The 14,822-nt window shown below is 47.3% G+C and carries 10 protein-coding genes; 3 read left to right on the forward strand and 7 right to left on the reverse strand.

Annotated elements, in window-relative coordinates; all coding sequences use genetic code 11:
* Nucleotides 1–78: 78 nt before the first annotated feature.
* Both ACYVE4_RS32045 and ACYVE4_RS32050 read right to left on the reverse strand, forming a co-directional pair.
* On the reverse strand, nucleotides 79–1,734 hold the full coding sequence (locus ACYVE4_RS32045) for a glycerol-3-phosphate dehydrogenase/oxidase (RefSeq protein ID WP_461044508.1): 1,656 nt from the start codon (nucleotides 1,732–1,734) through the stop codon (nucleotides 79–81).
* Nucleotides 1,735–1,844: 110 nt separating this feature from the next.
* On the reverse strand, nucleotides 1,845–4,187 hold the full coding sequence (locus ACYVE4_RS32050; protein ID WP_461044509.1) for a S9 family peptidase: 2,343 nt from the start codon (nucleotides 4,185–4,187) through the stop codon (nucleotides 1,845–1,847).
* Nucleotides 4,188–4,440: 253 nt separating this feature from the next.
* Between ACYVE4_RS32050 and ACYVE4_RS32055 the strand changes: the two genes are divergently transcribed.
* Entirely contained in the window at nucleotides 4,441–5,487 is a 1,047-nt protein-coding gene (locus tag ACYVE4_RS32055; protein WP_461044510.1) for an alpha/beta hydrolase, read from the forward strand.
* A gap of 165 nt (nucleotides 5,488–5,652) precedes the next feature.
* Here ACYVE4_RS32055 and ACYVE4_RS32060 read toward each other — a convergent pair whose 3' ends face one another.
* The 3 genes from ACYVE4_RS32060 to treF form a co-directional block, all read right to left on the reverse strand.
* A complete protein-coding gene (locus ACYVE4_RS32060) occupies nucleotides 5,653–6,270 on the reverse strand; it encodes a hypothetical protein (protein ID WP_461044511.1) in 618 nt (205 codons plus the stop codon).
* A 99-nt stretch (nucleotides 6,271–6,369) separates the two neighbouring features.
* A complete protein-coding gene (locus ACYVE4_RS32065) occupies nucleotides 6,370–7,122 on the reverse strand; it encodes an outer membrane beta-barrel protein (protein WP_461044512.1) in 753 nt (250 codons plus the stop codon).
* A 123-nt stretch (nucleotides 7,123–7,245) separates the two neighbouring features.
* The gene (gene treF / locus ACYVE4_RS32070) at nucleotides 7,246–8,793 is read right to left on the reverse strand and encodes an alpha,alpha-trehalase TreF (protein WP_461044513.1); all 1,548 of its coding nucleotides are present in this window, start codon (nucleotides 8,791–8,793) and stop codon (nucleotides 7,246–7,248) included.
* 154 nt (nucleotides 8,794–8,947) lie between these two features.
* On the opposite strand from treF, the gene ACYVE4_RS32075 reads away from it, so the two are divergent.
* On the forward strand, nucleotides 8,948–10,213 hold the full coding sequence (locus ACYVE4_RS32075) for an MFS transporter (RefSeq protein WP_461044514.1): 1,266 nt from the start codon (nucleotides 8,948–8,950) through the stop codon (nucleotides 10,211–10,213).
* 75 nt (nucleotides 10,214–10,288) lie between these two features.
* Here the strand turns inward: ACYVE4_RS32075 and ACYVE4_RS32080 are convergent, their stop codons facing one another.
* Both ACYVE4_RS32080 and ACYVE4_RS32085 read right to left on the reverse strand, forming a co-directional pair.
* The gene (locus tag ACYVE4_RS32080) at nucleotides 10,289–11,878 is read right to left on the reverse strand and encodes an N-acyl-D-amino-acid deacylase family protein (RefSeq protein ID WP_461044515.1); all 1,590 of its coding nucleotides are present in this window, start codon (nucleotides 11,876–11,878) and stop codon (nucleotides 10,289–10,291) included.
* 255 nt (nucleotides 11,879–12,133) lie between these two features.
* Nucleotides 12,134–12,625: a DinB family protein gene (locus ACYVE4_RS32085; protein ID WP_461044516.1), complete on the reverse strand. Its 492-nt coding sequence runs from the start codon at nucleotides 12,623–12,625 to the stop codon at nucleotides 12,134–12,136.
* Between the two features lie 176 nt (nucleotides 12,626–12,801).
* Here ACYVE4_RS32085 and ACYVE4_RS32090 point away from each other — a divergent pair, with 176 nt between their 5' ends.
* Complete coding sequence (locus ACYVE4_RS32090; RefSeq protein WP_461044517.1) at nucleotides 12,802–14,754, forward strand: M1 family metallopeptidase; 1,953 nt, start codon at nucleotides 12,802–12,804, stop codon at nucleotides 14,752–14,754.
* The last annotated feature ends 68 nt before the right edge of the window (nucleotides 14,755–14,822 follow it).

Here is a 14,822-nt window from a genome sequence, read left to right on the forward strand (position 1 = left end):
TCCGGAAAGTCGTCTGTGAGGACACAGACGCTGGGATGGTGGGGGGTACTCAGTTCAATTTAGGTGGATTTAAAAGAATTAAGTCGCGACTGTTGCGGACGTATTGATAGTTAATCCGGCTTCTTTTCTGAACGACAGGAGCAATTCCTGATACGTCTTGATTTGCTCTGTCTTATAGGTTTCACTCCAGTCTAACTCATCAGCCATCAGTTGCGCTACTTGTGGAGCCAGTTGAGCGGTCAGTTGCCAATCGGAAAGCTCCAGACGCCAACGACGGGCAAAAACGTCGCGAAGGGTAAGCACCATTTCTTCCCGTACCTGATAGATGACCTCGGCCTTTAAAAAAGGCTGAGGTTCCACAATTTTTTCAGCTAGCTCAGGGTGTTGCTGAGACAGCCGGGCAACACGTTCCGCCCGATTGCCATACGTCCGCAGTAAATGCTGGCAGGAATCAGTGGGAAGGTTATAATTTTTATAAAGCGTTTGCCAATCATCGAAACGATAATTCTCTCCGCCAACTAGATAGGCTGTTTCGGTCTTGCAGGGTACTGACTTACCTAAATGCTCCCCTACCCGATCAATAGCATCCTGCGCCATAACTCGGTAGGTTGTCCATTTACCGCCGAGTAAGCTCAATAAACCAGATTCTGGATCTTGCTCTACTTCATGGTCGCGGAGTAAGGTTTTCGTATCGGCCCGACTACTGACAATTAATGGCCGAATCCCACCAAAACCCGACCGAATAGCCGAACGATCCGGCATTTTAGCCAGATAAGGCCGGACTGTTTCGAGTAGATAATCGACTTCGGCAGGCTCAAGAACAGGCTCATGAGCCATGTCCTTATAATCATCGTCGGTTGTTCCCACAAAGACACTATCTCCAAACGGAATCGCGAAAATGACCCGTCCATCGGAAGTCTTTGGAATCAATATAGCATAATCGCTATCGAGTGTCTCACGAGGAAGCACAATATGTACACCTTTGCTAGGTCGAATGCGACGATCTATTGTTGGATTGGCCAACAGCCGGATAGCATCGGAATAGGGGCCGGTACAGTTCAGGAAAACGGAGGCCTTCACATCAATGGTTTCACCAGTAAGTTGATCCTTTACAATAACTGACTTGAGTTGTTTGCCTTCTCGCTTGACATCAGTAACAGCAGCATAATTGACTACAGCCGCGCCCACTTCGTCGGCGGAATGTGCCAGTGCCAGCGCGTAACGAGCATCATTAAATTGACCGTCGTAATACAGCACAGCACTGTGCATCTGGCGCGTCAGCATGGGACTTTTCTCCAGTGCCTGTGCTTTGCTGAGCCAGCTACCTTTTGGAAAATGATCGTTACCGGAAATTAGACCATAGAGCGTCAGACCGACGGTCATATACATGCCTTCAAACCAACTGAATACGGGCGTCAGAATGGCCAGCGGATGGGCTAAATGTGGAGCATTTCGAATAACCGTTCGGCGTTCGGCCAAGCCATGGCGAACTTGTCGAAGCTGGGCAAGATCCAGTTTTTTAATGGCTTGTTCCAGGTAGCGTACCCCACCATGGATCAGTTTGGTGGATCGGGACGAGGTTTCGCTCGCAAAATCACCCCGATCAATGAGGGCAACCCGATAACCCCGTAGAGCGGCATCAAACGCAGCACCGGCACCGCTGGCTCCCGCACCGATTATACAAACATCGAAGGTTTCCTGCCGTAGCCGTTCCCAATTTTTTTGCCGATTCATGGTGTAAAGATAAGGTTTTTGTCATCCTGACGAAGGAAGGATCTCAAGGTTCCTTGACGCTCAAGAAATGATAATTTGGGTTCCTTCCTTCGTCGGGATGACAAAAACGGCTACTCGGTTGAATTTCGCGGATCGGGTTTGATTATCAGTGAATATTCTTTGGGCGGCTCGGCGCCCATCAGGTAATTCACAAAATAATCCCAGCGTCGGCGAGTCATATACGAACTGTAAGTCCCATATCCATGCGCGCTGTTGGGGAACACGACCAGATCATAGTCTTTATTGGCTTTTTCCAGTGCTTCCACTACCAGCAGTGTATTGTATGGTGGAACGTTGTTGTCCATCAGACCGTGGGCCAGCATCAATTTTCCTTTCAGGTTTTTTGCGTAATTCTGGTTTGCCTGAGATTCGTAGTCCGCATTGGACGTCAATCCATTATAGCGCTCACCCCAATCGTCCTCGTAATTACGATTGTCGTGATTGCCCGACTCTGAAATACCAACTTTAAAGAAATCCGGATACCGGAACATAGCGGTTGCCGTAGCAAAACCGCCCCCCGAATGCCCCCAAATACCGACTCGAGTTGTATCTAAATAAGTATATTGCTGAGCCAGTTGACGAATACCGCCAATTTGATCGGGTAGCGTATTTTCCGCCATGCGTCCGTAACTCATGTCGTGAAAACTTTTGGAGCGTAAGGGATTGCTTGTTCCTTCAATCAGCACGACGATAAAGCCCAATTCAGCCAGTCCCTGATGATCACCTCGCGCAGCCGAAAACGACCAATTTCCGACACTCCCACCCTGCGGACCCGGATAAATATAATTGATCACCGGATACTTCTTGGCAGGATCGAGCTGGGAGGGCTTGAACAACAATCCATATAAATCGGTCTTTCCATCATGCGCTTTTACCATAATGGGCGTTGGAGGTTGCCAGCCAGCAGCCAGTAATCGCGAAACATCCATTTTCTCCAGCGTCGTAACGATCTTACCATCCATGTTCCGCAAGACGGTAGTGGCAGGAATGTTTGGTTGCGAATAGGCATCGACAAAATAAGTACCTGACGGAGAGAGCGTAACCGTGTGGTTTCCTTCATCTGGTGTCAACACGGTGAAGCCTTTGCCATCAAAACCAACCCGGCAAAACTGCCCGAAATAGGGGTTAACAGCTTGACGACCAACGACCATAAAATACAGTTGTCGGGCTTTTTCGTCTACTTTCAGCAACCGAGTCACAACCCAGTCCCCTTTCGTAATCTGATTTTTCAGCTTTCCAGTGGTCGCATCGTAGAGATAAAGATGGCCCCAATTATCTCGCTCAGAAAACCAGATAAATTCATTTGTTTTATTCAGGTATCGCCAGTTAATAGCTCCCCAACCCGATTCGTATTGTGTGGCTACGGTTTCTTCAAACACATCGCGAACAGCGCCGGTTAAGGCGTCGGCCAGCCGAATTTTTTCCTGCTTATGATCACGCGACGTCGATACAAACGCGAGTTTTGATCCGTCTTCGGTCCAGTTTACATCATCAAACGTTCCGCTGCTGGAAATATCATCACTCAATGTGGCTCGGTGCGGATCAGGAGCAACTTGTAATGGAATCACTTTTTGGGCTTCCACGTCAATAATTACCCGGTGTAACATAGGAATGTCTTTATCGCCGGGTAGCGGATATTTCCATTGTTTCAGTGTCGGTTTCCCTACGTTTGTTGTTACAAGATACATATCGCTTACCTGCCGTTGATCCTGCTTAAACGTAGCAATCTTCTTAGAATCGGGCGACCAGGCTAAAATAGCCCGATCGCTGGATTTCCAGCCAGCGTTATCGGTCGCATAGCCAAAGTCTTTAATCCCGTCTGTTGTCAGTTGCGTTCGTTTTCCGGTTTGTACGTCCCGAACCCACAGATTGTACTCCTGGATATAAGCGGCTTTCTTTTTGTCTGGTGACATCACCTCGTTCCCTCCGCCCCTGGCTGCTCGTCCGCCCGGTTCGCTTGTGATGGTTGGTTGTTCAGCCGATGAATTGACCGCAACCTGACCACTTTGCAGATCGTAACTCCATCGCTTTCCGTCAGCCTGAAACAAAACAGCTTTATTATCGGCTGAAAAACCTACGTTTTGAAATGGTAGTCGAGCCGCGTCATACGATTTACCCATCGATGCAGACAATGCCGATGCCAGTTTCTGGTGATCAAATGCCAACGAACGCGTTCCTTTTGCGGGATCAACGAGAATAAACTGACTGCCACCAGCCTGTAAATCCCGATACCAGAATCGACCATCGGGCAACCAGTTGGGACGTATAGTAGCATGATCGACAAGCTGTTCGGCGTTGGTCAACAAATACCGTTGTGCCTGTTCATAAGTTTGGGGCGTTAAGACAGCGCGTTGTTGCGCATGAGCGGATAGCGAGAGAAAGACAGAAAAACCGAGCAGTATTTTTTTTGACATCCTGTACAGAATAAGAAGCAGTTGATGAATGGGCTTAAATTTCCTCAAAATTCCTGGATAATACTTTGTGACAATCGACCATTTTTTTGTCCTTCTGACCGTAGGAACGAATCTAAAGCTTGACTAATAAGGTACTTTGAGATTCTTCCCTACGGTCAGAAGGACAAAAAACACGTTTGAACTCCTATTGTCTATCGGTAGAAAACACCTGAAATCAGATTATACACACTAGTAACGAATTAATCAGTCAGCTATGAATCGTTCAACTCAATTCCTTATCGGACTTTTCGCCTTGTTCTTCAGTACATACAGCTATTCTCAAACAACAATCCGTGGCACCGTCGAACGAATAAAGGTTCATGGGAAAGGGTTGGAGGGTAATCTGGAAGGGGATTCACCAGATCGGGAAGTTTCGATTTATTTGCCGCCCAGCTACAAATCATCCACAAAGCAACGCTATCCGGTTGTGTATTTCCTACATGGTTTTACAGATAATGACGGGCAGTGGTACGGAGTTACTAAGCACTGGATCAATCTGCCTACCGTGGTGGATAAGGTGTTTACGGAAGGAAAGGCACAGGAAATGATTATCGTAACACCCAACGCGTATACTCGTTGCCGAGGCAGCATGTATTCAAATTCGGCAACGACCGGCAATTGGGAAGATTACGTTGCGAAAGAACTGGTGAGTTATATCGATAGTCATTACCGAACGATTGCGAAAGCGTCCAGCCGCGGTCTGGCAGGGCATTCGATGGGTGGATATGGAACGATACGAATCGGCCAAAAGCACCCAGAGATTTTTTCTAGCCTGTATTTACTGAGCCCCTGCTGCATGACACCTAGCATCGGACGAACATTCAACCCGGAAGCAATTACCAAAATTGAAGCGGTAAAAACACCCGACGATCTTATTACGGCTGACTTTGGTACACAGGCTTTATTTGCGTCGGCGGCTGCGTGGTCACCCAATCCGCAAAAGCCACCTTTTTTCTCCGATCTACCGATTGAAGACGGTCAGCCACAAGCGGCTGTAACAGCCAAATGGGCGGCCAATGCACCCCTGGCTATGATTGATCAGTACATCTCCAACATAAAACAGCTGACTGCTATCGCCTTCGATGCTGGTAATCGTGATCAAAGTATTGCCGCCAGCAATAAAATACTGGATCAAGTACTGATGAATTACCACATCAACCATACCTACGAGGAATACGAAGGAGATCACATCAACCGAATTGGGGAGCGAATCGAGCAGAAAATGCTTCCATTTTTTTCGAAGCATTTAGGCCGGAAATAAAGAAAGCTAGCGTATGTTTTTTGTCATTCCGATGTAAGAATCTTAAACTTTCCTGGCACTCAGGTAAGGTGACGTTAAGATTCTTCCTTACGGTCAGAATGAAAAAAACAATAAAAACCGCGTTGTATCTACACAGACGCGGTTTTGTCATAAGTGACCTCACCACTAACCCGAGAAACTCCGGCCCATCCGGCTGAAGAATCCACTACGCCCGCCCGATGGACGAACGGTGCGCGTTACCCGCGAGGTGCGAACATTTTCACTGACCTGTCTGGATCGATTATACAAACCGGGGTTTGCATACACGCCCGCACCATACCGTCGCTCGTCGTTGTAATACTGCGGTGATGAAGATCGACCTAACATATACCCCAAACTACCCCATAACAGGGCATTGGCTAACCCGTTGTGATGATGCGCATGATACGCACCAGGGTTATGCAGGTATGTACGTGTCGATTCGTCGTTTTCTACGAGCCGTCGGGCGGCTTCAACGCTTAGTGTATCTCGGTGACCGTCGTAATAACTGACAATAGCTCCGGCCTTTCCAGGATCGGCGTGTTCCTCATCTGTAATTTTGAAATTGCCGGGAGAGGTTTCCGTAATGTACGTGCGAACGCCCTGCCGGAAGCTAGTTTCGGTTCGTGCCTGCTCATCATCGGAACTGTTATTTCCACAGCTTTGGAGCAGAACAGATCCGTTAAGCAGGGCTAAACTAAGGGTTGTACTGAGCGTAATATCTTTGACGCGCCGAAGAACGGCATGTCGGCGAAGGGGTGTCATAGCCTATAATCGTGATAATGAACCACTAAGCTACAAGTCTTATTCCGGCGTTACAACTGAATTGCGGATGAACTGCCTGTAGTGGCTATTCAGTGGTTGTTAGAACGGATGATATTTGGTACCGAATAAAATCGCAATCCCTGCCGATGCGCTCACTACACTCACAACCCGATCACTGCTGTAAACCGCACTTTCCGAGCGAACGCCACCGTTAACGGCTGTTGATTTTAAATTATCAAATGTGAAATCAGCTCGGCTATAGTCGGCATTGAGCAAAATTGCTGTACTTAAGCCCAGGCGATACCGTAGTGACAAACCCCCTCCGTAGGCCATAGCACCACTCTGAGAGCCCGTCGTTTTCAATGACATTTCTGTATGACCGGAGGAGTTATTCATGGCTGTGTTTGGAAGTACAGCCAACGCACGACCCGCCAATAATCGGGCATCGACAGAAAAACGGCCCATTGGCAACGAGAAATAAGGCCCGGCCATCACCGTCATCACCGACCAGTTATCGGCTCTGGCGGTCCAGTTACCTGAATTTTTTTGATAGATGGAACTGAGCATCGCGCCCGTGTTGACCGTATTTCGGTGTTGCTCTCCCCGAATCATCAATCCAACATTTCCCGCAACCCGGTATCCAGCCGATACGTTGAAGGCAAGTCCTTCACCAGCCATACAAGCTTTATCGTCTGTTGGGGAACAACTTGCAAATTGACCAACGGGCAGGCTTGCTCCTACGGATGCAGCAAAAAAACCCTTTTTATCCTGATGCGACAATATGAACGTTTTCTGGCAAAAGGAAGCGGTGGTCATACCGGCTGCTAACACGGTGAAGAAGAGCTTTTTCATGGCCAATTTGTTACTGATAAGTGCTGGTTAGTATCTTATAAACTCACCAAACAAATACAGTGCCACAAATTGGGGAAAGAGTGAATGAGTGAAAGAGCGAAAAATAAGTTTGGCGTCAGCCACTCATTCACTCTTTCGTTCATTGTTAAGAGCGAGATACACGCCATTCGTCCAGCCGAAGCCGTCCTGGTTGGGGTACTCGCCACCGCCGGTCGTTAAGGCGGCATCGACGACGTTGTATTTCTCCATCATCTTGCCCGTCGCCCGGAATACTTTGTCGTTCAGGGCTAACCAGCGATCCCGACCTTCGTTGGCGGTTTCGGAAAAACCATAATTCATTAACCCTCGGTAAACAATCCATTGCAAAGGAGCCCAGCCGTTTGGCCAATCCCATTGCTGACCCGTTTGATTGAGTGTAGTCACCCAACCACCTGCCTGCAGAAAATCGGCTTTCAGTCGATCATGAACACGAGTAGCTTGTTCGGGCGTTGCCAACTTGAAGAATAGCGGAAATACTCCTCCCAGCGTTATCGCTTCAGTTTGTTGGTTAGCAACGGCATCGTAATCATGAAAAAAGCCCGTTTCTTCATTCCAGAATGTCTGCTGAATGGCTCGTTCACGCGCTTTAATCAACGGATCGTACTCATCGTAAGCCATCTTGTATTCGCCAGCCTGAAGTGCTATATTATGCAGTGTCACTTCGAGCCAGTGGAGCAGGCAATTCAGATCGACCGAAACAATATCGGAGGTATGAATCGTAACCATGGCTTTCTGGTCCGAAAACCATCGGCTACTAAAATCCCAACCCGATTCACAGGCCGCGCGAATATGATTGTAGAGTTCGTCTGGAATAACATCTAAGGCGTGCGCTTCCTCCGATAATTCAATTTCCTGCCGATAAGCTTCGGGTCGGGGAGTTGGCGTATTATCCCAATACCTATTTAATAAAGACCCGTCAGGCAGTTGAACAACTCGTTTAAAAATAGGGGCAGCTTCCGCCAATTCCTGCTGTCCGTCCATCCAGAATTCGTACTCGCGTCGGAGTTGTGGACTGTATGTTAACAAGCTTTCGGGGCCATCGATTTCAGCCAGCAGGCTAACCATTAAGGCAAAATAGGGGGGCTGCGACCGACTCAGAAAATATGTCCGATTTCCGTTGGGAATAAAGCCAAACGTATCGATCAGGTACGCGAAATTATCCAGCATCCCCCGAATCAAATCTGTTCGGCCAGCTACTTTCAGACCCAACATCGTGAAGTAGCTGTCCCAATAGAAAATCTCGCGAAAGCGACCACCAGGTACGATGTAAGGGTGAGGCAAGGGCACACGCGAACTCCCTTCTACGGGCGGATCGGCCGGACGGGTTAATCGGTCCCATAGCCGATTTATGTGTTCGGTAGTACTGATAGTCCGATCACTCAGGTAATCGCTGGCGACCTTTTCGGGTACGAAAAAATATTCATGCACAAACGTGCTCAGGTCGAAATCAGGTTTGCTTTTTTCTGCTTCGTAAAGAGCAACCAGATTTTCAGGAGCCAACTTTGGAACGCAATCGACAAAGGTTTTAGAGTCGGCAAAAACACGACTTAACTGCACGTCATGAAACAAACTACCAAAGAGCTGGTCGGGCGATTGAGGAAACAGCGACGTTGTCAAAATAAGAGTGGACAATGGTTTAGAGAGTGTAACCCAAAATTGGCGGTTTTGTCATAGCTTCAGGTTGATTGATCTAGTAAAAATGTGAATTATCCAATCATAACCAGTCAAAATAATACAGGCAAACTCGTATGTTTAGTGTTCCAAAATTGATAACCACCGTATCGCTATGAGCTATTGGCGCATAAAACTCTCGTTATTACTCAATTATTTCGTCTTCGCCATCCTGCTAAATAGTGTTGGAACGGTGATTTTGCAGGTTCAAAATAACTATAGTGTCTCGGAGTCAGCGGCCAGCGTGCTCGAAGCCTTTAAAGATCTAACGATTGCCTTTGTATCGTTTATAGTAGCCTCTTACATCACACGAATTGGCTACAAACGGGCGATGCTTTTTGCGCTTGGTTTAGTCACGTTAGCCTGCTTACTCATGCCGCAGGTCCCGACTTTCTGGACGACGAAACTATTATTTGCCGCTACCGGAGCCGGTTTTGCGTTGATCAAAGTTTCCGTATTTGCCACGATCGGGCTGATCACCAACGACTCAAACGAGCATGCCAGTTTTATGAATTTTCTGGAATCGTTTTTTATGATTGGCGTCCTATCTGGCTATTTTCTGTTCAGTGCTTTTGTCGATGATAAGAATTTACAATCTACCTCGTGGCTACAGGTTTACTACGTTCTGGCGGGGATAGCCATTGCGGCTTTTTTACTTCTGCTCAGCACGCCCATCGACGAATCGAATGTACAGGATAATGTTGCCCGAAAGCTTACCGATGATCTTGCTGGTATGCTTCGACTAGCCATTACACCTATTGTCTTAGTATTTATCGTAACGGCATTTGTGTATGTATTGATGGAGCAGGGCATTATGAGTTGGCTCCCGACGTTTAACAGCAAAATTCTTAAGTTGCCCACCTCGCTTAGCATTCAGATGGCGAGTATTCTAGCTGCCTCAACAGCCGCCGGACGTTTTCTGGCGGGCGTATTGTTAAGCCGAATTTCGTGGTATTGGTTGTTAATGATCTGTCTTGTCGTATCGGCTGGGCTTGTCTTAGTAGCCCTTCCGCTGGCCTCTTCTGTTGGCAATCAAGCCGTGACAGGTTGGGGAGATGCCCCCGTAGCCGCATTCGTGTTCCCGCTGATCGGGCTATTTATTGCGCCTATTTATCCGGCCATTAACTCCGCCATCCTGAGTAGTTTACCACTGCGGCAACACGGCCCGATGGCAGGTTTGATCGTTATTTTCTCAGCCCTTGGCGGCACAACAGGATCAATTATTACCGGGAACGTTTTTCAAACGTATGGCGGACAAACAGCCTTTTATTTCTCGCTTATTCCTATCAGCCTGTTAATCGTATTCATCACTCTATTCAAACGAATGCAAGCCAAAACGGGCATTGAAGTGAAACAAACGGCAGGTATGGCGGGACACTAAATGATGTAGGATGTATAATATATTTTCTCACGTGAAATAGCCGTAAAAAATACATCCTGCATCCTACATCTTACCTCATTTTCCGTATCCCGGTCCCATAAGCAATTGCCCCGGTCGCTGGCCGTTATGCTGACCGTTTTCTACAACAGGAACACCGTTGACTAATACATAGGAAATCCCGGTTGTATAGGCATGGGGCTGGTCGTAGGTAGCTTTATCAGAAACGGTTTTTTCGTCGAAAATAACAATGTCGGCAGCATAGCCGGAGCGCAGTAAGCCCCGATCAGTCAGGCGGAAACGCTGGGCAGGCAAGGACGTCATTCGGCGAATCGCTTCTTCGAGCGGAATCACGTGCCGCTCGCGCACGTAACGACCTAATACGCGGGCATTGGTTCCGTAAGCGCGGGGATGTGGCATTCCTGAACCAAATTTGGCAACGCCCGCATCTGACGCAATCATAGTATTCGGATACCGCAAAATATGCTCTACGTCCGTTTCCGACATTGTATGGTAAACCATCTGAATGCGCTTCAAATTGGCTTTCTCCATTAAATCCATCACCAGATCAGCCTCCGTTTCGGGCGAATTTTTACGACCTAACTTCTGGTTGATTGCACTAATACTCAACCCATTGAATGTGGTGTCCGGTTTATAACTGGCAACGACAGCATACTCGTAATTTTTCCGTAAATTTTTCTTGAGCGACTCCAGCATCTCAGTCCGAATTTTTGCCCGAGTTACCGGATCACGAAACCGGACCAACACCGCCGAATCGCCATCGGCCAACGCCCATGTAGGCAGAATACTTTCTAGCGATGTACTGGAAGCGGTGTACGGATACTGATCGACAGTTACGTCCAAGCCCTCCCGACGGGCCGCTTCAACCAATTCAACTGTTTCGGTGCTTTTACCCCATAAAGGCTTACTGGCTACTTTAAAATGCGAGATTTCGACTGGAATATTGGCTTCCCGACTGATCTGAATAGCTTCTTCGACAGCCTGCTTTACATTTTGGCCTTCATTGCGAATATGAGACGCATAAACACCTCCATAGCGCGACGCCATTTTTGCCAAATTCACCACTTCGGGCGTGTGGGCATACGTTCCGGGCGTGTAAATCAATCCGGTCGATATACCGACCGCGCCATCTTTCATCGCCTGTTCGACTAGCATTTCCATTTCGGCCTGTTCTTTTGGGGTTGGGGCGCGGAAGGCCATTTTCATTACTTTCAACCGCACCGAATTATGACCGATCAGCGAACCCACATTGATCGACGTTTTCTGAGTCCTCAGCGTATCGAAATACAGTTTCAGATTCGAGCTCGAGCCGCCACAATTACCCGTTATAACGGTCGTAACGCCATCGTGAATAAAATTAGGTGCTCCCGGTTGAGCCTCCAGACTGCCTTCTACGTGCGCATGTACATCAATAAAACCGGGTGCCACGATCAACCCTTTTGCGTCGATAGTTCGCTTGGCGTCCGAACTTATCAACGCACCTAACCGAACGATGTGTCCGTTTTGTACTGCTACATCAGCATATATCCACGGGTTGCCAGTCCCATCAACGACACGGCCATTTTTAATGATCAGGTCGTAAGTTTGAGCCTTGGTCAGTTGTGCAGTGAGCAGCAAAAAAAGAGCTGGAAGTAAACAAAATTTCATCAGGTTGTAGAGGAAGTTAAAACAGAAAATCACGTATCAATATGGCCCTTTTTCTCCTCAAAATCAACCTGTGTATTATTGACTCCTAGACAAGTTTGTAAAGAATTCCTGTATCTGTGTCCTCACAGACGCCTTGCCAGAGGAAGCAATTGCTGACGCATGGGTATCTGTGAGGACACAGATACAGGAATTTTTAATTCTCACTCCGTTAACAGAAACGGGATGCCTTTGCAAAGGCATCCCGTTTTGATTTGCTTACTGCTCGTCGGCGCTGGGGCCGTAACTACCCGGAATTGGAATATCCAACAATCGGAGGAAGACGCCCATTTGAGCACGGTGATGAACGATCTGATTGAGCGCTGTGCGAATGACTTCATGCCTGGGCGATGTGAAATAAACGATTTCGCCATTACGCAGCGTCCAGGGTTCATTAAGAATAGCCTCATTCTCAGGTACCAGCTGAGATTTCCCATTAGCTAGACAGGTTTCGAGATACGTCATTAATTCGGCCGTGTTGTTGATGTGGTCTTCCTGATAAGGGTTCTTTTCAAAATCCAGTCCATCGGTTGTTATGGCCATCGTCACCCAGGTTGGTAGGTTAGCAATGTGCGAAGCCAGACTTCGAATGGTCATGCTTTTTTCGTGGGGTCTCCAATCGTATTTGTCGTCAGGAATGCGTTCTAACATTTTGCGAGTAGTTTGCGCTTCTTGTTCCATTTCTTCCAAAAACAGCGGAATGAGTTCCATAGAAATTTGTTTGGTTTATTGTTGAAACAAAGGTAGAAGCACCTAATGACAGCCCTATGTCAGTAGGGTTTTGAGGAAACTCACCAAACTCAAACAAATTTTCAATTACCTTGCAACCACAGCTGGAAGCGTGATTTCTCTTAAAAAAGTAGTCTTTCTCAGCCTATTTGTATCCCATGAAACGACTCCTGTTTTTCCTGTTCGTCAGTCATGCCTCAATCGGTTTTGCTCAATCAACAAAACCTATTTTTTCGACGCCGTTAAGTCCACGTCTAGCCAATTATCAGATTGATGTAACGCTTGATCCAGCAGAAAAAAAATTAACCGGACGAGAAACGCTTACCTGGCGTAATGCGTCGAACGATGTAATCCGGGAGTTGCAGTTTCATTTGTATCTCAACGCCTTCCGCAATGAACAATCCACATTTATGCGCGAATCAGGCGGGCAATTGCGTGGTGACCAAATCGACCTGAATTCGAAGGAAAATCCATACGGCTGGATCGATGTCGTTTCGATGAAAAGACGTGGAGAAAGCCAGAAGGCATCGGAAGCTTTGGCCTACGAATTTTTCCAGCCCGACGACCAAAATAAGTCCGATCACACCGTGATCCGAGTTCCGCTTAGCAAACCTGTCGGGCCGGGCGAGACCATTGTTTTAGACATTGCTTTTCGGGCAAAACTTCCGAAAATCTTTGCTCGGACAGGGTTTAGCCGCGATTTCTTTATGGTTGGGCAGTGGTTTCCGAAAATTGGCGTTTATGAACCAGCTGGCACTCGCTATGCCAAAGTCGGACAGTGGAATTGCCATCAATTTCATGCCCACTCTGAGTTTTACGCAGATTATGGCGTTTATGACGTCACTATGACAACACCCAAAGATTACTGGGTAAGCGCAACGGGACTGTTTCAATCCGAAAAACTCCATCCCAACAACACGAAAACAATTCTCTACCGCGCTGAAGATGTAGTCGATTTTGCGTGGACGGCTTCTCCGCATTTTCAGGTGGTTAATGACAAATGGAAACGCCCCTCAGGAGGAGAAGTCAGTCTTGAAGTAGTGATGCAGCCTGAACATCTAGCTCAGGCCAAACGCCATCTGGACGCAGCCAAAGCCGCCCTCACTTATTTCGATAAGTACGTTGGCAAATACCCTTTCCACAACCTAACCATTGTCGATCCTCCGCTTCATGCCAGCGGCTCATTTGGTATGGAGTATCCTACATTAATTACGGCTGGAACAACTTGGGGCATGCCAACAGGAGCCCGATTTCCAGAAATGGTAACGGTCCATGAGTTTGGTCATCAATACTTTATGCAATTATTGGCAACGAATGAATTTGAAGAAGCCTGGCTCGATGAGGGATTCAATCAATATTACGAAGGCCGGATTATGGACGCTACTTACGGTGTTCGCCAATCGCAGCTTGATCTATTTGGCTTCCGAATGGGCGACCTGGAAAGTTCACGTGATGGGTATGTACATCAGGATAATCCGGCTGTTGGCTCTTCGTTTGGCAATACTTGGGAATTAACTCCTGGTCAGTATGGCGTGTTAACCTATTCTAAAACAGCAACCTGGCTCCGAACGCTGGAAGGATTGGTGAGTCGACCAGTCATGGACGAAATCATGCAGACCTATTTCATCCGTTGGAAATTTAAGCATCCCAATGGTCAGAACTTCATCGATATTGTCAACGAAATTGTGCCGAAACGATTAGGTAGTAAATACGGTCCAAACATGAACTGGTTTTTCGATCAGGCTTTGTATGGCGACCATGTAATTGATTATGAACTGCTCAGCATCCGAAACAAGTCCGCTCAATCGATCATAACCGTACAGCGAAACGGTGACGGCAAAATTCCAGTCGATATTTTGGTACATTTCGACAATGGAAAAGAGTTGATGTTGTTCTGGGATGGAAAAGCTCGACAACGGCAGTTTACGGTTTCTGAAGATGCGAAAGTCTTGTGGGCGACTGTCGATCCGAAGCAGAAGATTTACATGGATACAAACTTGAATAATAATAGTTTAACCCTCAAACCATCGTCGGCACCGGCGGCTAAATTTGCGACAAAATTCCTGTTCTGGATTGAAAACTGGATGCAGTGGCTAGCCTGGCTGGCATAAGCACAAACTACTTTTTTGTGTACCTTTCGGGGAAATAAAGGCTGTCTACTCTAAGCATTTTTCCATAA

The organism is Spirosoma harenae (assembly GCF_054776975.1).